24 protein-coding genes are annotated in these 20,545 nt (G+C 45.7%); 23 read left to right on the top strand and 1 reads right to left on the bottom strand.

Annotated elements, in window-relative coordinates:
• The first annotated feature begins 177 nt into the window (after window positions 1–177).
• The 6 genes from hisF (at window position 178) to ligA (ending at window position 6,781) form a co-directional block, all read left to right on the top strand.
• Window positions 178–936, top strand: a complete 759-nt coding sequence (gene hisF / locus AB3489_RS04190) for an imidazole glycerol phosphate synthase subunit HisF (protein ID WP_020492628.1) — start codon at window positions 178–180, stop codon at window positions 934–936.
• Between the two features lie 65 nt (window positions 937–1,001).
• A complete protein-coding gene (gene hisIE, locus AB3489_RS04195) occupies window positions 1,002–1,682 on the top strand; it encodes a bifunctional phosphoribosyl-AMP cyclohydrolase/phosphoribosyl-ATP diphosphatase HisIE (RefSeq protein ID WP_020492629.1) in 681 nt (226 codons plus the stop codon).
• A 63-nt stretch (window positions 1,683–1,745) separates the two neighbouring features.
• Entirely contained in the window at window positions 1,746–1,931 is a 186-nt protein-coding gene (locus AB3489_RS04200) for a hypothetical protein (RefSeq protein ID WP_083916799.1), read from the top strand.
• Window positions 1,928–2,245, top strand: a complete 318-nt coding sequence (locus AB3489_RS04205) for a MazG-like family protein (protein ID WP_020492630.1) — start codon at window positions 1,928–1,930, stop codon at window positions 2,243–2,245. The genes AB3489_RS04200 and AB3489_RS04205 overlap by 4 nt, the downstream gene beginning before the upstream one ends.
• 149 nt (window positions 2,246–2,394) lie before the next feature.
• The gene (gene pcrA / locus AB3489_RS04210) at window positions 2,395–4,668 is read left to right on the top strand and encodes a DNA helicase PcrA (RefSeq protein WP_020492631.1); all 2,274 of its coding nucleotides are present in this window, start codon (window positions 2,395–2,397) and stop codon (window positions 4,666–4,668) included.
• A 112-nt stretch (window positions 4,669–4,780) separates the two neighbouring features.
• Window positions 4,781–6,781: an NAD-dependent DNA ligase LigA gene (ligA, locus tag AB3489_RS04215; protein ID WP_020492632.1), complete on the top strand. Its 2,001-nt coding sequence runs from the start codon at window positions 4,781–4,783 to the stop codon at window positions 6,779–6,781.
• A gap of 68 nt (window positions 6,782–6,849) precedes the next feature.
• On the opposite strand, the gene AB3489_RS04220 is transcribed toward ligA, so the two are convergent.
• Entirely contained in the window at window positions 6,850–7,575 is a 726-nt protein-coding gene (locus AB3489_RS04220) for a hypothetical protein (RefSeq protein ID WP_020492633.1), read from the bottom strand.
• A 419-nt stretch (window positions 7,576–7,994) separates the two neighbouring features.
• Between AB3489_RS04220 and gatC the strand changes: the two genes are divergently transcribed.
• From gatC to AB3489_RS04305, 17 genes are all read left to right on the top strand, one after another.
• A complete protein-coding gene (gene gatC / locus AB3489_RS04225) occupies window positions 7,995–8,279 on the top strand; it encodes an Asp-tRNA(Asn)/Glu-tRNA(Gln) amidotransferase subunit GatC (RefSeq protein WP_020492634.1) in 285 nt (94 codons plus the stop codon).
• Window positions 8,280–8,431: 152 nt separating this feature from the next.
• A complete protein-coding gene (gene gatA / locus AB3489_RS04230; protein ID WP_020492635.1) occupies window positions 8,432–9,895 on the top strand; it encodes an Asp-tRNA(Asn)/Glu-tRNA(Gln) amidotransferase subunit GatA in 1,464 nt (487 codons plus the stop codon).
• A complete protein-coding gene (gatB, locus tag AB3489_RS04235) occupies window positions 9,896–11,347 on the top strand; it encodes an Asp-tRNA(Asn)/Glu-tRNA(Gln) amidotransferase subunit GatB (protein ID WP_020492636.1) in 1,452 nt (483 codons plus the stop codon).
• Between the two features lie 139 nt (window positions 11,348–11,486).
• Window positions 11,487–12,626, top strand: coding sequence for a homocitrate synthase (gene nifV / locus AB3489_RS04240; protein ID WP_020492637.1), 1,140 nt, complete (start codon window positions 11,487–11,489; stop codon window positions 12,624–12,626).
• 82 nt (window positions 12,627–12,708) lie between these two features.
• On the top strand, window positions 12,709–13,395 hold the full coding sequence (locus AB3489_RS04245) for a CPBP family intramembrane glutamic endopeptidase (RefSeq protein ID WP_020492638.1): 687 nt from the start codon (window positions 12,709–12,711) through the stop codon (window positions 13,393–13,395).
• A gap of 176 nt (window positions 13,396–13,571) precedes the next feature.
• Window positions 13,572–14,930: a 23S rRNA (uracil(1939)-C(5))-methyltransferase RlmD gene (gene rlmD, locus AB3489_RS04250; protein WP_368294581.1), complete on the top strand. Its 1,359-nt coding sequence runs from the start codon at window positions 13,572–13,574 to the stop codon at window positions 14,928–14,930.
• Window positions 14,931–15,153: 223 nt separating this feature from the next.
• Window positions 15,154–15,411: a hypothetical protein gene (locus tag AB3489_RS04255; protein ID WP_368294064.1), complete on the top strand. Its 258-nt coding sequence runs from the start codon at window positions 15,154–15,156 to the stop codon at window positions 15,409–15,411.
• A 139-nt stretch (window positions 15,412–15,550) separates the two neighbouring features.
• Window positions 15,551–16,273 carry a hypothetical protein gene (locus tag AB3489_RS04260; RefSeq protein WP_368294065.1) on the top strand — a complete coding sequence of 241 codons (723 nt, stop codon included), beginning with the start codon at window positions 15,551–15,553 and terminating at the stop codon, window positions 16,271–16,273.
• Window positions 16,274–16,397: 124 nt separating this feature from the next.
• A complete protein-coding gene (locus AB3489_RS04265; RefSeq protein WP_368294066.1) occupies window positions 16,398–16,685 on the top strand; it encodes a DUF4314 domain-containing protein in 288 nt (95 codons plus the stop codon).
• A 180-nt stretch (window positions 16,686–16,865) separates the two neighbouring features.
• Window positions 16,866–17,222 carry a hypothetical protein gene (locus AB3489_RS04270; protein ID WP_368294067.1) on the top strand — a complete coding sequence of 119 codons (357 nt, stop codon included), beginning with the start codon at window positions 16,866–16,868 and terminating at the stop codon, window positions 17,220–17,222.
• A gap of 15 nt (window positions 17,223–17,237) precedes the next feature.
• The gene (locus AB3489_RS04275) at window positions 17,238–18,086 is read left to right on the top strand and encodes a DNA adenine methylase (RefSeq protein WP_368294068.1); all 849 of its coding nucleotides are present in this window, start codon (window positions 17,238–17,240) and stop codon (window positions 18,084–18,086) included.
• The gene (locus AB3489_RS04280) at window positions 18,083–18,586 is read left to right on the top strand and encodes a hypothetical protein (protein ID WP_368294069.1); all 504 of its coding nucleotides are present in this window, start codon (window positions 18,083–18,085) and stop codon (window positions 18,584–18,586) included. The genes AB3489_RS04275 and AB3489_RS04280 overlap by 4 nt, the downstream gene beginning before the upstream one ends.
• A gap of 56 nt (window positions 18,587–18,642) precedes the next feature.
• The gene (locus AB3489_RS04285; protein WP_368294070.1) at window positions 18,643–19,200 is read left to right on the top strand and encodes a YodL domain-containing protein; all 558 of its coding nucleotides are present in this window, start codon (window positions 18,643–18,645) and stop codon (window positions 19,198–19,200) included.
• A gap of 24 nt (window positions 19,201–19,224) precedes the next feature.
• Complete coding sequence (locus tag AB3489_RS04290; RefSeq protein ID WP_368294071.1) at window positions 19,225–19,464, top strand: DUF6133 family protein; 240 nt, start codon at window positions 19,225–19,227, stop codon at window positions 19,462–19,464.
• A gap of 17 nt (window positions 19,465–19,481) precedes the next feature.
• Entirely contained in the window at window positions 19,482–19,859 is a 378-nt protein-coding gene (locus tag AB3489_RS04295; protein ID WP_368294072.1) for a SpoVG family protein, read from the top strand.
• A 29-nt stretch (window positions 19,860–19,888) separates the two neighbouring features.
• Entirely contained in the window at window positions 19,889–20,119 is a 231-nt protein-coding gene (locus tag AB3489_RS04300) for a DUF6133 family protein (RefSeq protein WP_368294073.1), read from the top strand.
• A complete protein-coding gene (locus AB3489_RS04305) occupies window positions 20,109–20,531 on the top strand; it encodes a prepilin peptidase (RefSeq protein WP_368294074.1) in 423 nt (140 codons plus the stop codon). The genes AB3489_RS04300 and AB3489_RS04305 overlap by 11 nt, the downstream gene beginning before the upstream one ends.
• The last annotated feature ends 14 nt before the right edge of the window (window positions 20,532–20,545 follow it).

The raw sequence follows: 20,545 nt of genomic DNA on the forward strand, positions 1-20,545 counted from the left end.
GCGTAATGGACAGCCAGCGCCAAGTGGAGCAAGGCGACGGTACAGGAAGTACATAGGGTCGAATACGTCACGGATAACATGGTATTCGACAAGAAGCACGGAATTTTGTGTCAAGACACAACGACCGAAAGCGGCCCTCCATTACGGTGACCTACCCAAGCAAAAGGAGCAAAATAAATGCTTGCCAAACGAATTATACCTTGCCTCGATGTGCATGATGGCCGGGTAGTTAAAGGAACGAATTTTATTCACCTGCGGGATGCGGGAGACCCTGTGGAACTTGCTTCGCTGTACGATCGCGAGGGTGCCGATGAACTTGTATTTTTGGATATTTCAGCTTCTGCCGAAGGCCGTGAAACCATGGTCGATGTCGTCCGAAGGACTGCTGAGAAAGTGTTTATTCCCTTTACCATCGGCGGGGGCTTAAGAACGATTGAGGATATCCGGAGAATGCTGCGTGCCGGAGCAGATAAAGTCTCCTTAAATACGGCTGCTGTTCAAAATCCGGAATTGATCGAACAAGGGGCTCTCACATTCGGCAGCCAGTGCATTGTTGTCGCAATCGATGCCCGCAAAGTCGGAGAGGGCCGTTGGGAAGTGTATACGCACGGAGGCCGTAAACCGACCGGGACAGATGTACTGGAATGGGCCCGGAAAGTTGAAGAACTTGGGGCAGGTGAAATCCTGCTGACTTCGATGGATCGTGACGGAACCAAAGAGGGCTATGATAACGAACTGAACCGGTTGGTAAGCAGGGCTGTGACCATTCCATTAATTGCGAGCGGAGGAGTCGGAAACCTGAAACATATGGCGGAAGGTCTGACGGAGGGGGAAGCGGATGCTGTCTTAGCCGCGTCGATTTTTCATTACAGGGAGTACAGCATCAAAGAGACAAAAGATTATCTGGCCGGAAAAGGCATACCCGTTCGAAGATAATCTTAAGAAATTGATAATCGCAGGAAAAAAAGCAAATTGGGATATTAAAAAAGGAGTCAACCAAGATGAACAGTAGATTTGAGTCAGGGTGTATCGATATTTCCAAAACCGTACAGGCTGTGAAGTGGGATGAAAAAGGTCTTGCTCCGGCCATTGCCCAGGATGCCGAAAGTGGAGAAGTGCTAATGCTCGCCTACATGAATCAGGAAGCACTGAAAAAAACGCTGACTGAAGGCAAAGCGTGTTATTTCAGCCGCAGCAGAAACCAGCTCTGGGTCAAGGGAGAAACTTCAGGTCATTACCAGGAAATCGTCGATATCCGGTTTGACTGTGACCGCGATACGATTCTTCTGAAAGTCAAACAAACTGGAATGGCCTGCCATGAAAACTATTACTCCTGTTTTCACTACCTGCCAGGATCTGAAACGTGCTGCGGCCAACCGAATACCAAACCTACTGTCTCTCTGGGTAGAACTTTGGAAATGCTCGCCGAAGTCATCAAGCAGAGAAATATCGAGAGGCCGGAAGGTGCCTATACGACCTATCTCTTTGCCAAAGGGATCGACAAAATCTTGAAAAAAATCGGTGAGGAATGTGCGGAAGTCATCATTGCCGCTAAAAACAATTCACTCAGTGAGATCCGCTATGAAGCTTCCGATCTGCTGTACCACCTGCTTGTCATGCTGGAAGACAGAAACGTACCTTTATCTGAGATTGCCGAAGAGCTCAATTCAAGAAGAAAATAAATTTATATTTCACAAGGATGCTTAGAATACTGGGTATTATCCTGTTGATGGGGGATGAGTTAAATGGATCATCAATATTGTCCAAGATGTCAACTCTTGCAGCCAATGGCATTGACTGAAACAGTAAGAGAAGAAAAAAACGGGGACCGTACAGTGAAGATCAAAACCATCAGCTATTCTTGCACAGCCTGCAATACATTTGTTCAAAGTGAAGATGTCGTAATGCCTGCTAAGGGAGAAAAAGCATGAACGAAAAAGTAATGAAGACCATCACATTGCCGCGTTTGAACAGGCTGAGCCCTTCCCTCGAAAGTACTGCGTTAAAGATCATGGAAGAATCTGGAGAACTTGCTCAGGCGATCGGAAAATTCCGTGGCTTAAACGGAGAGGCGCTGCGGGTGGAAGAGGCAGAAGCGATGCAGATGGTCGCCAAGGAGCTGATGGATGTTGCTCAGACTGCGGTCACCATGATGTTCGTTCTGGAAGAGCATTACGGGATTGATCTCAATGAGGTTCTGACATCGCATCTCAGCAAATTGAAAAATAAAGGATATTGCGATTAATCTCTTATAATTAATCTAATTATTTTTCTCGAACACCCGTTCTCCTTTTACTTCTTATGTGGTAAAATAAGGATAATGTTTTTGTGTTGGCCATAAACGTTTATATTTGAAGATTTTAATTTGGAAATGACAGAAAGGTGATCTTATCAATGTATTATCTTAAGGACCTGAACCCTGTCCAACGGGAAGCAGTTGAAAGCGGAGAGGGTCCTCTTCTTATTTTAGCCGGGGCCGGTTCAGGCAAGACAAGAGTATTGACTTACAGGATCGCTCATCTGGTAGCCAAAGGCGTTAATCCCTGGAACATTCTTGCGATCACGTTTACGAATAAGGCTGCTAAAGAGATGAGAGACCGTGTTCTTGCGCTGGTAGGCAGTGAGGGCGAGGGACTCTGGGTAGCGACCTTTCATTCTACCTGCGTGCGGATCTTAAGGCGGGAAATCAATATCCTGCCGGAATATTCCCGGAGCTTTGTGATCTATGATTCCGGGGATCAGCTGACAGTACTCAAGGAGTGTCTCAAAGAACTAAATCTTGATGATAAGAAGTTTGCGCCGCGGGCTGTTTTGGCGACGATCAGTGATGCTAAAAACAAGCTTTTAGGGCCTGATGCTTTTGCTGCGGAGGCCAGAGATTTCTTTACCGAAAAAGCGGCTGAGGCCTACCGCCTATACCAGAGAAAGCTTTCCGGCAATAATGCCCTGGATTTTGATGACATCATCATGCTGACAGTGAAAATATTCAGGGAAAACCCGAATGTCCTAAGCTACTATCAGGAGAAATTCCGCTACATCCTCGTCGATGAGTACCAGGATACCAATCATGCCCAGTATATTCTGATCAAGCAGCTGGCCGCGTGCTACCGTAACCTTTGCGTCGTCGGGGACGACGATCAGTCCGTCTACGGCTGGAGAGGTGCCGATATCCAAAATATCCTGGATTTTGAAAGAGACTACCCGGAAGCCAAAGTATTGAAGCTGGAGCAGAATTACCGTTCGACTCAGAAGATACTGCGGGCTGCTAACGAAGTCGTCAGTAATAATGATAACCGCAAAGGGAAATCCCTCTGGACAGAAAATACAGAAGGAGAGGAAATTGTTCTCTTTAAAGCAACAGATGAGCATGACGAAGCCCGCTTTGTGACCGGAAAAATTCGTGATCTGGCTGATACAGAAGGCAGACCGTATAACGATTTTGCGATACTGTACCGTACGAATGCCCAGTCCAGGGTGCTGGAAGAACACCTCATGAAGGAAAGCATACCCTACAGGATATATTCCGGGGTTAAGTTCTATGAACGGCTCGAAATCAAGGATATCCTGGCTTATTTGCGGCTGCTGAACAATCCGGCCGACCGCGTCAGTTTTGCCAGGGTCATTAATGTGCCCAAAAGAGGTATTGGAAAAAGCAGTCTGGATAAAATACTGGAGTACGCTGAGGAACAGGGCCTGCCGATTTTGGATGCGCTGACTGAGGCAGCGTATATTCCCGGTCTCCAGACCAAAGGCGTCGGCACACTTACGAACTTCTATGAACTGATGATGTCTTTAAGGCAGGAAGCTCAAAAGGGTGTGCCACTGACTCAGCTGACGGAGAAGATCATAAGAGATACAGGATACATGGCCTCACTTAGAGCGGAGAATACCGTGGAGGCTGAAGCTCGGATAGAGAACCTCAATGAATTTTTATCCGTAACAGCCGAGTACGATAATAACCTTCAAGATTACCTCGAAGATCCTGATCTGGAGGCTGACCAGAATATGCTTATTCTGGGAGGATTCCTAGAACAGGTTTCGCTGGTCGCGGAAATCGACAGTTTTGATGAAGAGGAAGATGCCGTGAAGCTGATGACCATGCACAGTGCCAAAGGATTGGAATTCCCGGTCGTGTTTGCGGTCGGAATGGAAGACGGGATTTTCCCAAGTAGCAGAAGCCTTTTGGAGACGTATCTGCTCGAAGAGGAACGTCGGCTGTGTTATGTCACGATTACTCGGGCCAGAGAAAAGCTATTCCTGAGTACGACCGAACAAAGGATGATCTATGGTCATATCCAGAGCAGTGTACCTTCCCGTTTCCTGAAAGAGATCCCCGAAGAACTTTTGAAAGAGGAAATATCCCGTCGGGAGATTCTTGGGAGAGGATTCGGGTCTTCTTCCCAAACCAGGAACTATGCTGGTGGTGATACTGCTTACGCTTCAGGCAATTCCTTTACCGGATGTAAAAGCTGGAAGGACAGTGGATCGTCTGTTGTAAGCTCTGATCCCGGAAGCTTTCTGGTCGGTGACAAAGTCGAGCATCCCAAATTCGGCCACGGTATTGTAATGTCCGTAAAAGGTGAAGGGAACAGTGCTGAAATCACGGTTGTTTTCAGCGGTGTAGTTAAAAAACTGATTGCTGAGTATGCCCGGCTGTCTAAGATATAGTAGATTTTTCGATGCAAAATTAAAAGATTCGATAAGCCTTGGGTTAACCTTTCGGTGAAAGGCGAATAAGCCTACACAGGGAAAATACGAGATTAAGGTAAGGGGTTTCGGTATGAATCAAAATAACCGTTTGCTTGAACTCAAAAATATGATCGAAAAGGCCAATTATCATTATTACGGCCTGGATGATCCGATTCTTACGGATGCTGAGTATGACCTTTACTTAAAGGAACTCATCGAGATCGAACATCAACACCCGGACTGGGTCACGCTTGATTCTCCTTCCCAGCGGGTCGGAGGGGTTGTCGCATCCCAGTTTCCGAAGGTCCGGCACCCAGAAACGATGCTGAGTCTCGATAACGCTTTCAATGCCGAGGAATTAATGGACTTTGACCGTCGGGTGCGCGGTGTGGCACCCGATGCGGAATATGTCGTAGAATTGAAGATCGACGGGCTGACGGTAGCCTTAACTTACCACGAAGGTATTTTGCAGCGGGGGGCAACCCGCGGGGACGGTGAAGTCGGGGAAGAGATCACAGCAAATGTCCGGACCATTAGAGCGGTGCCGCTTCGGCTATACAACACAGATGGCGGGAAATTCGAAGGTTCTGTGGATATCCGCGGCGAAGGATATATGCCGAAGGACTCCTTCCTCCAGCTGAATACGGAGCGGGAAGAAGAGGGACTTTCCCTGTTTGCGAACCCGAGAAATGCGGCAGCCGGTTCCCTGCGTCAGCAGGATTCCAGGATCACGGCGCAGCGGAAACTGGGGTATTTTGCGTATCAGCTGATTCAGGCCGAACAGATGGGAATCAGTACCCAGACTGGAGTGTTGGAAGCCTTAAGCAGACTCGGATTTAATGTTAATCCAAACTATCAGCTGTTTTCAACCATCGAGCAAGTGATTGCGTACTGCAGCCGGATGACGGACGAACGGCACGGTTTCCATTATGAGATTGATGGACTGGTCATCAAGGTGAACAGCTTTTCTCAGCAGCGAGAGCTCGGCTATACGGCCAAAAGTCCGCGCTGGGCGATTGCTTATAAGTTCCCGGCCGAACAGGTCGAGACCCAGGTGAAGGATATTGAGATCAATGTGGGCCGGACAGGAGTGCTCACCCCGACTGCGGTTCTTAAGGACGTATTTGTGGCCGGTTCTACCGTGGGGAGGGCCACGCTGCATAATCTGGACAATATCCGGGATAAGGACATCCGGGTCGGCGATTACGTATTAATTCATAAGGCTGGAGATGTGATTCCTGAAATCATCAAATCGCTGCCAGAGAAACGTACCGGTCAGGAAATGGTGTTTGCAATGCCTGCTAACTGCCCGTCCTGTGGCAGTCCAGTTTACCGGCTGGAAGGAGAGGCTGCCCATCGCTGCCAGAATATCTCCTGCCCGTCGCGCCAGAGAGAAGCCCTGATCCATTTTGTGTCCAGGGATGCGATGAATATTGAAGGTCTCGGCCCCGCTGTGGTCAGCCAGCTGCTGGATGCCGGGCTTGTCAAAGACGCCTCCGATTTATATTATCTTCAGTACGAAGACCTTGTTCAATTAGATCGGATGGCTGATAAATCGGCCCGCAACCTGCTTGCTTCGATCGAAAAAAGCACAGAACGCGGCCTGGCTTCATTGATTTTTGCGATGGGCATCCGGCATGTCGGGGTCAAAGTCGGCAAGATCCTGGCCGCAAGGTACCGCAGCATGGAAGCTCTGGAAAATGCGACCGAGGAAGAACTCCGGGAAATCGGCGATATCGGCGGCATCATGGCCAAAAGTATTGTGAGTTTCTTCAGCGCCCCTGCAAATCACGAATTTCTGAATCGGCTGAAGGCGGCTGGTGTCACCATGACCGCAGCAAATATGTCTGTTTCGCAAATCCTTGCCGGGAAGAGTATTGTGGTGACTGGCGCACTTCGATCGTGGGAACGGCGCGAGATCGAGGACCTGATTGAACATCTCGGTGGTAAGGCTTCATCAAGTGTAAGCAAAAAAACATCCCTGGTTCTCGTCGGTGAGAACCCCGGTTCAAAGTATCATAAAGCCAGGGAACTTGGAATCCCAGTCTATACTGAAGATGAATTCAAGGCGCTGATTAATACCGAAGAATAAATGCCAAAAACGGTATAGAAAAAAACAGCTGCCAACACATAGTCAGCAGCTGTTTAAGCTGGCAATTATTACGGCTTCACAATAGGTTTAGGATCCAAAGCGAGGTACTCTTCCGTAATTGGGATGTAGTAAAAGCCGTCTTTGATGTTACTACTGATTCCAGCTATAATTTCCGGCAGATTATCGCACTTGATGTCCAGAAGGTTCAGGAGCTTATTGGACCAGCCCTCAGGCAGGGGATTAAGCATAATCAGATTGATGTGCTGGAACAGGGATTTGATTTCTGAGGATATTTTGTTCAGGGATCCGATGGCAGCCCATATTTCGATAAGTGAGCCATCTTCTTCCTTGCGGTTGGCTGTAATATAATCGAGTCGGCCGAGCTGCTCAGCAAACTCAGGAATATTCCAGTACTTGGACGGAAGATCGATGAAAATCCGGACTCGGTTTGTTATGTTTTTTTCGTGGATTGACCAGGTAGCAAGGCATTCCAGAAAAGTGATGATTCGGGGTGCGTAGTCGCAGGCACAGTAGTATATACCTGGTTTTGTAGGTTCGGTGACCCAGGAAATATCGGTTTCATAAGGATCGATCGTGTGGACAGGATTATTGGGAGGATTGTACCAAATACGTTTTTCTGAATCTGTCAGGACGATGTTGATGGAATGATCCTCAACAAAGTCTTTTCCCTGGAGTATGGACCAAATGAGGCGGGTCTTTCCGGAACCCGCTTCTCCGAGAATAAGGTGGCTTCCCGGAAGGAACTTTTGAAAAGGTCTGACATTCTGCTCCATTGGCATTACTTCCTTTCTGATTCAGTTGTATATTTTGAAATAGTGATTATCTTCTCCTTAAGCATCATTATCGCTACTTTTTCTTAAAGAAAAATGAGAGCGTTTCGGCGTTTTGCAACGTATTGAATTACATAGTTCTACGTCAAGTGTCAATCACCTTTTAATTTTTTCAGGCGGCCAAAACTTTTTCTCTGTCATATTTCTAATCATCTATTTTATACTCTACCTACTCGTTATCTTATGTTTCAGTTTGTTATTTTTTTTTATTATTTCTACTCATCGTAGTTTATACCGATTAGCCAGAGTTTCTTATATCTAACTTGGATTTGCTTGCTTTTCCGGCTTTTCCTTGCCCCATAAGTTTATTTTTGTTATATTTATTTATATGTCCATATTGAGAAAGGCGGCGTTATTGAGTTATGAAGCTATCCAGAGAAGAAGTGGAACACGTTGCTCTTCTGGCCAGGCTGCAGCTTTCAGAAGAGGAAGTGGAATTATATACGGAGCAGCTGAATTCAATCCTCGGGTATGCCGAAATGCTCCAAAAGCTTGAAACGGATCAGGTTTTTCCGACCGCCCATGCTGTGCAGCTTTTTAATGTTTTGCGGGAAGATGAAGTCAAACCTTCAATGAGCCGGGATAAAATCTTAAAGAATGCACCTGACGAAGACGACGGGTTCTTTCGGGTTCCGAAAATCGTCTAGTATAGAACAGAGACTAACCGGATTTAAAGTAGCTTTGTTGATAACGGGATCTACAAACTTGATCAGTAATTGATCAACAAGCCGGTTGCTTCTGACAAACGATAATTGAATGTTTCTCTGATGTCCCGGATTCGGAAAGGAGTACCAGGTTCATGACAATTTTTAAGTCACTTGAAGAACTACATCATATGCTCGTACAGAAAGAGATCAGCTGCGTGGAATTAACCAGAGCGTATCTCGACTATGTTGACAGTGCGGATTGCTGGGTTAAAGCGTTTTTGACGGTAACCGCGGATTCGGCGCTGACCAAAGCAACGGAAATTGATAAGAAGATTACTGCAGGGGAAAGTCTTGGACCGCTCGAAGGGCTGCCCATGGCTCTGAAAGATAATATGTGTACGGAAGGAATCCCGACCACCTGCGGTTCACGGATTCTTGAAAATTTCAATCCGCCCTATAACGCCACGGTGACTGAACGGCTGAACGCGGCAGGGGCCGTGCTGGTCGGCAAACTGAATATGGATGAATTTGCGATGGGGTCCTCCACCGAAAACTCCGGTTACTATCCGACTGCGAATCCGTGGCATTTAGATAGAGTACCGGGCGGATCTTCCGGAGGTTCGGCTGCCTGTGTCGCAGCAAGGGAAGTGCCGTTTGCGCTCGGTTCGGATACCGGAGGTTCCATTCGCCAGCCTGCAGCCTTCTGTGGAGTCGTTGGCCTGAAGCCTACCTACGGTGCTGTGTCACGCTACGGCCTCGTCGCTTTTGCTTCATCACTTGATCAGATTGGACCACTCACGACGAACGTCAAGGATAATGCCCTAGTCCTGAATACGATCGCAGGCCATGATCCGAAGGATTCCACTTCAGTACCGTTTGTTAAGCCAGATTATACCCAATTTTTAGAAAAAAATGTAAAAGGCCTTAAAATCGGGATTCCCGATGAATATTTTGCTTCCGGCCTGAACCCGGATGTTGCTGAAGTAATTCAAAAGGCGATCCGAACCTTTGAAAGCCTGGGCGCCGAAGTCGAGCGCTGTTCACTGCCGCATACGGAATATGCCATGCCGGCGTACTACATTATAGCTCCGGCCGAATGCAGTTCGAACCTGGCCCGTTATGACGGGGTCCGCTATGGTTACCGTGCCGAGGCCGATGATATGAGCGAGATGTTCAAAAAGACCAGGGAAAAAGGCTTTGGCCAGGAGGTTAAGCGCAGGATCATGCTCGGAACGTACGCCTTAAGCTCGGGTTATTATGATGCCTATTACCTGAAGGCCCAGAAAGTGCGGACGTTAATCAAGCAGGACTTTGACCGCGCTTTTGCCAAATATGACGTGCTGCTGTCACCAACAGCGCCGACCACCGCGTATAAGATCGGTGAAAAATCAGATCCTTTGGCCATGTATATGGGAGATGTCTATACGATCCCGGTTAACCTGGCCGGTTTGCCGGCTATTTCCGTGCCGGCAGGATTTGTCGACGGAATGCCGGTCGGGATGCAGCTGATCAGCAAGCATTTTGATGAAGGTACGCTGTACAAAGCTGCTTATGCGTTTGAACAAAATACTGAGTATCATCTGCAGATGCCTGCGCTGCTCAAGGAGGTGCGCTAGATGTCTTTCGCTGATAAATATGAAATGGTTTGCGGCGTGGAGACCCACGTTGAGATGGCTACGAAAACCAAGATCTTTTGCGGCTGTTCGACGGAATTCGGCGGAGCGCAGAATACGCATGTTTGTCCGGTCTGTCTGGGACTGCCGGGCGTCCTGCCGGTGCTAAACAAAGAAGTCGTCAACCTCGCCATCAAGGCGGGTTTGGCATTGAACTGCGAGATTGCCCAATTCTCCAAATTTGATCGGAAAAACTATTTTTATCCGGATTTAACGAAAAACTATCAGACATCCCAATATGACCTGCCAATCTGTAAAAGCGGCTGGCTGGACATAACAGTGAATGGAACGAATAAACGAATTGGCATTACGAGAGCTCATATGGAAGAGGATGCCGGAAAACTGGTGCATAGCGGAGAGACCATTACCACGTCCAACAGTTCCGGGGTCGATTATAACCGGACGGGTGTACCGCTTCTGGAAATTGTCTCGGAACCGGATATGCGCTCAATAGATGAAGTTCTGGTTTATTTGGAACAACTGGTTCAGATCATGGATTATGCCGGAATTTCCGACTGCAAACTCGAACAGGGTTCCGTCCGTTTTGATATCAATGTCTCGCTTCGCCTGAAAGGGGCCGAGCAATTTGGCACGCGGACCGAGACCAAGAATCTGAACTCTTTCAGCTCCGTCCGCCGCTGTCTGGAATACGAAACTGAGCGTCAGGCCGAAGCCCTCGACGACGGTGAAGAAATCATCCAGGAAACGAGAACCTGGGACGAAGGAAGAGGGATGACGCTGTCGCTTCGATCCAAGGAAGAAGCCCACGACTACCGTTATTTTCCGGAGCCGGATCTGATGCCGCTCGTGATTGACCGCGACTGGGTCGAGAGAATCAGAGCGTCCATGCCGGAGCTGCCTGCCGCCAAGAAAGCAAGACTGCAGGCTCTTGGACTTTCAGAATACGACGCCGGAGTCATTATTGCTTCCAAAGCGATGGCTGCATTTTTTGACCAGGCGCTTGCCAGGATCGACGATGCCAAACTTCTAGCAAACTGGGTCATGGGAGATTTGAGCGGCCTGCTGAAAACCAACGGACGCTCTTTTGAAGATTCGCCTGTTTCTCCTGAACAGCTGGCAGGGATGTTGGCGCTGATTAAGAAAGGCGACATCAGCGGCAAGATCGGCAAGACTGTGCTGGAAGAGATCTATAACACCGGCAAGGATCCGGAGATGATCATTAAAGAGAAAGGACTTGTCCAGATCAGCGATGAAGGCGAACTCGGGAAAATCGTGGACAGCATTCTTGCCGCCAATGAAAAATCCGTCGCTGATTACCAGGCCGGCAAAGAGAGCGCGCTTGGATTTTTAGTCGGCCAGGTCATGAAAGCGACGAAAGGACAGGCTAACCCCGGCCTGGTCAATAAGCTGCTGAGAGATAAACTGGCGCAATAAAACACAATATAAAGCTCATAATAAAGCATACCAAAAGTGCAATTAAAGCACAAAAAAGCATAGTAGAGCAAGATATAGTGCCAGAATAATAAGACATACTTAATAAATACAAGAATGAACACATTTAGAGGTGGATAAAATGGGAAAAGTAGCGGATACCGGATTGGTGATTGTGGACACCACCCTGCGCGACGGGGAACAGACCGCCGGGGTTGTCTTTTCCAATCAGGAGAAATTAAGGATTGCCCGGATGCTCGACGAGATCGGGGTTAACCAGATCGAAGCGGGAATACCGATTATGGGCGGCAAAGAACTTGATGCCATCAAAGGCATCTGCAACCTCGGACTGAAGGCCAGTATCATGGGCTGGAACCGCGCCGTGATCAAGGACATTGAAGCATCACTGTCTTGCGGCTGTGATGCCGTGGCCATTTCCGTATCGACCTCAGACATTCACATCAAACATAAATTAAAAACCACGCCCGGTGCAGTTCTGGACATGATGATCAAAGCAACGGAATTTGCGAAAAAGCATGTCGATTATATCTCCGTCAATGCTGAGGACGCTTCGCGATCAGATATGAACTATCTGGTAGAATTTGCAATGGAGGCCAAAAAGGCCGGTGCAAACCGTATCCGTTATTGTGATACGATCGGGATTCTCGATCCTTTTCTAACCTTGGACAGAATCAAAACCTTAAGAGAACGCGCCGATATTGATGTGGAGATGCATACGCATAATGATTTCGGGATGGCGACGGCCAACGCTTTAGCCGGAGTGAAGGCTGGAGCCAGATTTATCGGTGTGACGGTGAACGGCCTTGGAGAAAGAGCTGGCAATGCAGCGCTGGAAGAAGTCGTCATGGCTCTGAAATACCTGGAAGAAATAAACCTTGGCTTTGTCACGGAGCGATTTGTGGAATTATCCGAATACGTCTCCAGGGCTTCAGGACGAATCCTTCCGCCCTGGAAAGCCATTGTCGGCAGCAATATGTTTGCGCATGAATCCGGTATTCATGCCGACGGCGCATTGAAGAATCCGAAAACCTATGAGGTATTCCGTCCTGAAGAAGTCGGGCTGGAAAGGCAGATTGTGATCGGTAAGCATTCAGGTACAGCCTCGATTAAAGCGAAATTCAGGGAATATGGCAGAGAGCTTACCTCTGAGCAAGCTGATAAGGTCCTGAAGCATGTAAGATCCCTTGCAGTCGATATGAAACGTTCACTTTTCGATAAGGAACTGATTTATATTTACAAAGACCTTTATGGAAATGAATAAGAGGTAGAATTACTTTCAGATGGAAATATGCCGAGACTGAACACCCATGGTTAAAAATAACAATAACTGGAGATAGGTATAAATGAACGCTTTGGAAAACCCCAGATGGAACTTCTGGCAGGCTCTTTACCTGATTCTTATTGTCTATGTTCTGGAATTTGTTTTAGGCTGGCTAAAGCCGCTAGAGAACCTTGGCTATCTGAAGGGGTATATCAGCTATCTTGTCATCGGTTTTGGCGAGGGTCTACTCTTTTTTGTTGCACTGTTTTTATTCTTCAAGATCCTGCGCGGATCATTTGCTGATTTGGGACTGACCAATTTAAACTGGAAATGCTTTCTGGCCGGACTGGGCGGCGGTATAGTGTTATTTTTTGTAGTCGGTCTTTTGGGAAATGTCCTCGTGGAATATTTCGGGAAGCCCGAACCCCAGAGCTTTGCACTGGCCGTTGAGGGCGTTGATTCCATCTGGCAGCTGATGCCGCTGGTTCTGCTAGGCGGTTTTATCGTACCGCTTAAAGAGGAAATGATTTTCAGGGGACTGATCTATCCTCCGCTGCGCCAGGGGTATGGCAAAGCGAAGGGCATTCTTTTTGCAGGACTGTTTTTCGGACTGATGCATTTCGATCTGATAAGATTTGTACCGCTGGTGATCGGAGGCCTGGTGCTGACTTTCCTATACGAAAGAAGCAAGAGCCTTTGGACTTCAGTCATTGCGCACGGGGTCTGGAATATTTTGATGGTCATCTTGATGTGGTGGCAGCGGGGATAGAGCGTATTCCTATTTCAGAGCAAAGACCCGGTGCTACAGGACACGGATAGAACATATTTCTGCAAGCGGGATAAAGACAAGATAGTGGCAAGAGAATCTGAATGAGGCTAAGATCATTCGGAGTTTGAAATAAGAGCATGTTCGGACGAGACTGCGAACAGAGAGAAGAAGGATCCATGGTTAATAAAAATGACCGACATAAGGGTACTTATTATACCGTCGCCAGAGAAGAGCGCATCGGCGCGAAAAACCTGGATATAGAAATCGTCCGTTTGGCTTCCGATGGATCCGGTGTCGGCTATACAGACGGAATCACCACCTTTGTCCCGGGGATGCTTCCGGGAGAAAAAGGCAGAATACAGCTGACGGAACAGAAGAAATCTTACCGGAGAGCACAGATTGTTAAAATTGAACAAATGTCTGAAGAAAGAGTAGAGCCGCCCTGTACAGTTTATCCCGTCTGCGGCGGCTGCAATCTTCAGCATGTTGAGTACCAGACTACGCTCATTTGGAAGCAAAGGTGGGTTGAAGATGCCCTGCGGAGAATTGGCGGATTCACCGATATTCAGGTCGAACCGGTTCTGGGCATGGACGATCCCTGGCGCTACCGTAACAAAGCAGTTTTGCACCGTGATCTGAAAGGCCGGTTTGGCTATTATTGTGAAAAGTCTAAAGATGTAACAGTTTTTGACGATTGTCTGCTGCTGAGTCAGGAGACCAACAATAGAATAAAAAGAATGCAGCAGGTGATCGGAGAATGCTGCGAGGGAATCAAGACGGCCACGTTCCGGGAAAGCAACCGCGGCAAGGGACTGCTTGTCTTTGACGGCAATACGGAAAACACGAAAGAACTGGATCGATTGATCAGTAAACTGAAAGAACAAGCTGGATTTTCTCCTCAAAGCTGTTCGATTACGATTCCCCGGAGGAATAACGTGTTTGAGGGGAGCGGGGCCCAGTATCTGAATGAACATTTAAACGATCTACGCTTCAAAGTCTCCCCGCGTTCTTTCGTTCAGGTCAATCCGGCGCAAACGGCGGTGCTGTATGGACTGGTACTGGATTGGGCCGGACTCACGGGAGAAGATGAGGTTTGGGACCTCTACTGCGGTATCGGTACGATGACCCTGATGCTGGCCCGGAAAGCCAAAAAGGTATTGGGCATCGAGGAAAATCCGTATGCGATCGCTGATGCTAAAGACAATGCCGAGGACAATAACATCACCAATGTCCGCTTTGTAGAAGGGAAAGTCGAGAAGAAGATGGCGGCACTTTCCGGAACCCCGAGCGTCGTAGTGTGCGACCCGCCCCGGGCTGGCATGGAGCCGGAAGCCCTTGAAGGACTGCTTGAGATCAGTCCGGAAAGAATCATCTATGTGTCCTGCAATCCTGCCACCCTGGCCAGGGATTTAAAGGTGCTTTGCCGGAATACTTATCGAATCGAGCGCGTACAACCAGTGGATATGTTCCCGTGGAGTCATCACGTGGAGGCGATAATTCTGATGACACGTAGTGGTTCGGGTGAGAAAAAGTAGAGTTTGACCACAACATGTAGTGGTTTTCGACCAAATTCGGGGCCAAAAAACATCAAAAAAATGACGTTTTTTGGCCCCTTAAAAATGGCGAAAATATAGATGACATCTCGAATTTGATGAAAAACGAGTGTTTTTAGTGGTTTCTAATGTAACAAAGACATAATTGATTTTTGAGTGATGTGTAGCAAATTTGAATAAAAAAACAATTAGGGGAGGGATAGCAATGGCACGTTCTTTTAAAGATTCTTTTTCGGGATTTGGCAGTGAACTATTGGAACGCATAAGAGAAAACTGGAATGCAAGGTTAGATGATGCTGCCTTTGAAGAAAGAGTCAGTGGAATTGAAAAAGCTACCATGGCTCTACGTGAAGCAGGAGTTGAAGATGCGAAAATCATTTATCTTCTGCAAAAGCATTGGGATTTACGCCTTAGCGAGGCCAATGATTTTTTGTCACAAGAAATATACATTCAAGAGAGGTAATTTAGAAGGGTGGAAACGTCCCAAAGCTAAATTCTAATTTAATATTTAACTATGATTGTGATATTAGTGAAAAATGATATTACAATTCATACGGCAAGTTTTAGGTCGAATTAACGACCTACAGACTTGTCGTTTTTTTATGTTCAAAATTCAGAAAGAGAGGGAAAAAAAGATGTCAAAGTATTTTATCAATGATTCAGAACTTCAAGAGCTAGAACAGTTGATGATGTTGGTTCCAAATTTCTCACCAAGGGGTAGAGAAATAATTGTTGTCCACGGATTTGGAAAGGCAGAAACACAAGAAAGAAAAGAAGAGGTCTTGCCCACCTTACCAGAACAATTCAGATTTGATTCAGATATTGGATGTCTGAATAGTAATGGTAGAGGTTCATCTTATGATCGATTCATTTCAAGTTGCTTTCATGAGTGTAAGTCGTACCGGCTTCAAAGTCGCCTTGAGTATTTAATTAGAAACTGCTCGGGTGATTTTTTCATTAGCCCAACACACAGAGCGAGATTTGATTCAGTGTGTCGGTTGCAAGAAATTCCAGTTGAAAACAGAAGTCCAATCCTTCTGGCAGTATTATTATTACTGACTGCTGATGAAAAACTCTGGTCTGCCGCTAAGGATCATGTTTATATCGATAGTTTTGATTTTAAGAAAATGAATCTAAGCGGGATCAATACTGATGGCTATGCCATCTACCAAATGGCAAAGACTATCTATACGGCAAGAGAATATATCAGAATGGATGAAATTGCCGATAAGTTTTTAATAGGTGATCAGGCATTCAAAGCAATCATTCATTCAGTACTCATTGCCAAATACGGAGCGACTGTGTTCCAAGTAAAGTTTAAATAAAGCTACCTTTCTACAGAAATAACTTGTAGGAAGTGTGGCTTTTTTTATTGCCACGAAATGAAAAGGAGGGATTAGACTTGAACATTGAAATCAAGAAAACAAACAACATGGGAGGTATCGGAATATGAAAGGTTTTTTATCTCAAGAGGAAATTATAAGAATTAAAGAGCAATATCCTGTAGGCACTCGAATTGAACTCATCGGTATGGACGATCCCTATGCACCTATTGAGTCTGGGACACAGGGAACCGTTGAAATCGTGGACGATGCAGGTACCCTTCACATGAAATGGGATAACGGTAGAACACTAGGCATCGTTCCTGGGGAAGACCAGTTTAAAGTAATCTCAAAGCCATCTGAGGAAACAATGGACAACGAGCAGAAGCAAGGTATGGGAGGTATGAACATGTAAAAGATAATAGTACTAGAACTCAATCAATTGAATAATCAATGGTATAAGGGTACGGCAATTAAACCGTACATTTTTTATGTCATAAATCCAATGGGCCGCTTGAAAAACTGCAATATGCAGTGAATCAAGCGGCCTTTTTTTATTTCTAGAAACTATCCCACCAGAAAAGGAGGCGAGGAGGTGGAACATGTAAATTTAAATGAGAGATTTTTAATTCACTTAAAATGGAATCACACAGGTGCAGGGAGGGCTGTGCAAAGTAAGGGATTGGAACTTCGGTTTCAAATGAGCGGAAGGAAGATCCGTGACATTGTTAATGCACTCAGGTGCGAAGGACATCCTATCTGCAGTGACGATGGTGGTTATTATTATGGCGCTAATAAACATGAGGTTCTCGCAAGCATACGACAGCTCAATAGCCGGATTGAGAAAATTGCAGAAGCAAAAAATGGTCTTGTAGATTCCCTGTCCCTCTATCCAGATTCAAGTAGCAATGAACAGCTTCAAATCTGGTTTTTGTGTGTGAAGGAGGGATGATTTATTAATAGTTTTATGAGTTGGATAGGTGGAAAGAAATCCATGAGGGAACTGATTGTTTCGCTCTTTCCGCTTTATTATGAAAGGTATATTGAAGTATTTGGTGGTGGTGGCTGGGTCTTATTTCATAAACCGCCGGGCAATGATTTTGAAGTTTATAATGACTTTAATAGTCTACTCGTCAACCTTTACCGATGTGTGAGAGATCAATATGAAGAACTTCAAAATGAACTGAGGTATGTTTTAAATTCAAGAGAGGACTTTGATGAAGTCAAAGCTGTCCTTGATAAGGCGTATGTTGAAAATGACGTTAAACGTGCAGCTTGCTTTTATCAGCTCATCAGATACAGCTATGCATCAGGATTGACGAGTTTTGGTAGCCAACCCCATGACATCAGAAGCAATTTTCCAATCATTGAGCAAGCCCACAGAAGACTTGCGAAAGTCGTCATCGAGAATAAAGATTTTGAAAAGCTGATTCGGCAATATGATCGCCCTGTCAGTTTTTTTTATTTGGATCCGCCCTACTTTGACACTGAAAAATACTATAAGAATGTCGGAGAAGGTGGTTTTCAAAAGGAAGATCATATCAGACTAAGAGATACATTGCTTGGCATCGAAGGGAAGTTTCTGCTTTCCTACAACGACTGCGAGTATATCAGAGAACTGTATGATGCTCCTGGCATCACAATTGAAAGCTACAACCGTATCAACAACATCAAGCAAAGATATGATAACGGCGCTCAGTTCCCAGAGATACTCATAGCCAATTATGACCTGCATGAACGTGAGCGAGACGGCTTAGGGCAAATGAATTTATTTGATATTAATAACGAACTTAACAAGGAGGAAAACACCCTATGAAAAGACTAGAACAAGCAGTGAAAGGTTTTCTGTGCCTACCTATTACAGAATTGGCAGAAAGAAAAATTGGTGATGTCGGAATGCTCGAAGCAACCATCATCAAAAGTGGTGTGGTGCTTACAAAGTCTGAAATGACTGCGATGGAAGTACTAGATACCATTGAGGGACTTGAAGAAATACTCAAAGATTTGTATAACGCTTTAGTTAGTGGAACAGGTGTTTGCTGTGAGGATTGCGACCCTGCTGAAACAGAAGATGCTGTCGCAATAAAACTGCCAGAATTTATTCTTGAAGATGCAGGCATTCCAAAAGATGCTAAGCTTTGTGCTTTCACAACTGAGGCAAGTGGTGAAGTAACTGTCATGGAAGCTGAATACAAATATGATCTCACCGATGTGCCTGAAGACATGCTCAGGTTATTAAAGGACATTGGAGTTTGCTTGTCTTGCCTCAATGAGTGCTTGATGTCTGAAAGAATCGTTTATGGAAATAGGAAGTAATCTAAAACTCAAATCAGTTAATGAGGGCGGGCATGGGGCAATGGGAGGTGATATAAATGGGCGGCATTGAAATAAAAAATGGACTACTTGTCTATTATGGAAACCCAGCTGGCTATGTCAAAGATGATAGAGCGACCGTAGACACGATGTTTCAGAGTAAAGAATTCGAAGAATGGCTTTCTGAAAAGAAATTTAATGCAAATTGGGCAGAAGGCATTTTCGAAAGGCTTTCTAAAGGTGAACAGTTAGGGTCCCCACTAGAGACAATCAGTCCTCTTAAAAACGTTCGAATCTGGCAATTGAAATCAGACTCGGATCTAGAACTGAGATTCAGAAACTATGATGAGGTGCTTAAAGTATCCGGAGAACCGAGTAAGAACAATTATGATGTTGTCTTTGATGGGGAACTCGAGACGAATGATCTTGAGTCCATCTATACAAAGTTCAACATGGACCACCCAACAGACTTTAAAGGGCACTCTCTTTCAATTTCTGATGTGGTGGAGCTTTACGATGAAAATAGTAGCGAATTTAACTATGTAGATCAATTTGGATTCAAAGCAATTGAATTTGCAGATCAGTCACATGAACAAGGCATGACACTTGGCATGTAAAACTAAAATGATGGAGGATTATCAATGAAGAAATTACTAAAGAAATCAAATGAGTTTGCTTTAAAACAACTTATCAAGGCGCAGGCAGCCATGAGAAATAACAGAGGGGAAGGCTATATCGATACGGCAGTGAAAATTTTGATTGCAGTGGTACTTGGCGCACTTCTCCTTGCAGGGCTCTACGCTTTGTTTGGCGATGTGGTTATGCCGACACTGACTCAAAGAATCAGAGACATGTTCAACTATAATGGTGGTCCACGTTAAGAGAGGAGCGATAAATAATGGGAAAAACAACAAGCAAACAGAAAAAAGAAGACACAGGCCTTCACTATGATGTAAAAATCCAAAGCATCAGACCAGAAGGAACCTTGAGAGCTACAGCAACGGTCAACATCAATAACGCTTTCGCTATCAGAGGTATCAAACTTATGGAAGGATCAAAAGGATTATTCGTATCTATGCCAAGCTACAAAGCGGGCAATGGTGAGTACAAAGACATCTGTTTTCCTTGTACCTCAGAGTCTAGAAAAAACTTTGATCAGGCCGTTCTGAATGCCTATGAACAAGCCTTGACTCAGGGGCATGCACAGGAACAAAAGGATGAACAAAAGCAGGAAGGGCCTACACAAGGTGATCCATCACAAGAGATGACAATGTAAACAATAAAAGAAAGATGAGGTTAAATCATATGAAGAGAATCATGAGAAGAGTAAGCAATGAATTAATGTCAAAGGTAGTCCTTGCAAAAGCTGCAATCAGTAACAACAAAGGTGAAGGCTACATCGATACAGCAGTTAAAATTCTGATTGCAGTAGTGCTTGGTGCATTACTTCTTGCAGGGCTTTATGCTTTGTTTGGTGACGTGGTCATGCCCACCCTCGAGCAAAGAATCAGGAATATGTTCAACTATGCCGGGTAGCAGCATCGTTCAAGCGGTGCTGTTTTTTTGTTTGATGGGATGTGCAGTCTGTACAGATATCAAAAAAAGAGAAATTCCAACAGCCATATGGTCATCGATGGCGCTGATATCACTGATTTATTTTAATGCTGTTCATCTGTTCGGCATATTGGCAGCACTCCCATTACTCATTGCAGCTATGATGAGTCCGTCAGGTATTGGCGGTGGAGATATTAAGCTTGTAGCTACAGTCGGACTTGTTATCGGCTTTTGGAAAGCACTGATTGGGATGGCCATTGGACTGAGTCTAGTGATAATTTTTCATGGAGCATTAAAAATGATTTATAGAATCACGAGCAAGGAGTATGGGCGCAGGGCGTATCCGCTAGCGCCTTTTCTCGCTCTTGGCTATACATGTGTCTATTTCGTATAAAGGAGATGGTGATA

The sequence above is a fragment of the Dehalobacter sp. TBBPA1 genome (assembly GCF_040931655.1).
Lineage (GTDB): Bacteria > Bacillota > Desulfitobacteriia > Desulfitobacteriales > Syntrophobotulaceae > Dehalobacter > Dehalobacter restrictus.

Coding starts and splice junctions, on each gene's coding strand:
- hisF (WP_020492628.1), top strand. CDS start 178: ATGCTTGCCAAACGAATTATACCTTGCCTCGATGTGCATGATGGCCGG.
- hisIE (WP_020492629.1), top strand. CDS start 1,002: ATGAACAGTAGATTTGAGTCAGGGTGTATCGATATTTCCAAAACCGTA.
- AB3489_RS04200 (WP_083916799.1), top strand. CDS start 1,746: ATGGATCATCAATATTGTCCAAGATGTCAACTCTTGCAGCCAATGGCA.
- AB3489_RS04205 (WP_020492630.1), top strand. CDS start 1,928: ATGAACGAAAAAGTAATGAAGACCATCACATTGCCGCGTTTGAACAGG.
- pcrA (WP_020492631.1), top strand. CDS start 2,395: ATGTATTATCTTAAGGACCTGAACCCTGTCCAACGGGAAGCAGTTGAA.
- ligA (WP_020492632.1), top strand. CDS start 4,781: ATGAATCAAAATAACCGTTTGCTTGAACTCAAAAATATGATCGAAAAG.
- AB3489_RS04220 (WP_020492633.1), bottom strand. CDS start 7,575: ATGGAGCAGAATGTCAGACCTTTTCAAAAGTTCCTTCCGGGAAGCCAC.
- gatC (WP_020492634.1), top strand. CDS start 7,995: ATGAAGCTATCCAGAGAAGAAGTGGAACACGTTGCTCTTCTGGCCAGG.
- gatA (WP_020492635.1), top strand. CDS start 8,432: ATGACAATTTTTAAGTCACTTGAAGAACTACATCATATGCTCGTACAG.
- gatB (WP_020492636.1), top strand. CDS start 9,896: ATGTCTTTCGCTGATAAATATGAAATGGTTTGCGGCGTGGAGACCCAC.
- nifV (WP_020492637.1), top strand. CDS start 11,487: ATGGGAAAAGTAGCGGATACCGGATTGGTGATTGTGGACACCACCCTG.
- AB3489_RS04245 (WP_020492638.1), top strand. CDS start 12,709: ATGAACGCTTTGGAAAACCCCAGATGGAACTTCTGGCAGGCTCTTTAC.
- rlmD (WP_368294581.1), top strand. CDS start 13,572: ATGGTTAATAAAAATGACCGACATAAGGGTACTTATTATACCGTCGCC.
- AB3489_RS04255 (WP_368294064.1), top strand. CDS start 15,154: ATGGCACGTTCTTTTAAAGATTCTTTTTCGGGATTTGGCAGTGAACTA.
- AB3489_RS04260 (WP_368294065.1), top strand. CDS start 15,551: ATGTTCAAAATTCAGAAAGAGAGGGAAAAAAAGATGTCAAAGTATTTT.
- AB3489_RS04265 (WP_368294066.1), top strand. CDS start 16,398: ATGAAAGGTTTTTTATCTCAAGAGGAAATTATAAGAATTAAAGAGCAA.
- AB3489_RS04275 (WP_368294068.1), top strand. CDS start 17,238: ATGAGTTGGATAGGTGGAAAGAAATCCATGAGGGAACTGATTGTTTCG.
- AB3489_RS04280 (WP_368294069.1), top strand. CDS start 18,083: ATGAAAAGACTAGAACAAGCAGTGAAAGGTTTTCTGTGCCTACCTATT.
- AB3489_RS04285 (WP_368294070.1), top strand. CDS start 18,643: ATGGGCGGCATTGAAATAAAAAATGGACTACTTGTCTATTATGGAAAC.
- AB3489_RS04290 (WP_368294071.1), top strand. CDS start 19,225: ATGAAGAAATTACTAAAGAAATCAAATGAGTTTGCTTTAAAACAACTT.
- AB3489_RS04295 (WP_368294072.1), top strand. CDS start 19,482: ATGGGAAAAACAACAAGCAAACAGAAAAAAGAAGACACAGGCCTTCAC.
- AB3489_RS04300 (WP_368294073.1), top strand. CDS start 19,889: ATGAAGAGAATCATGAGAAGAGTAAGCAATGAATTAATGTCAAAGGTA.
- AB3489_RS04305 (WP_368294074.1), top strand. CDS start 20,109: ATGCCGGGTAGCAGCATCGTTCAAGCGGTGCTGTTTTTTTGTTTGATG.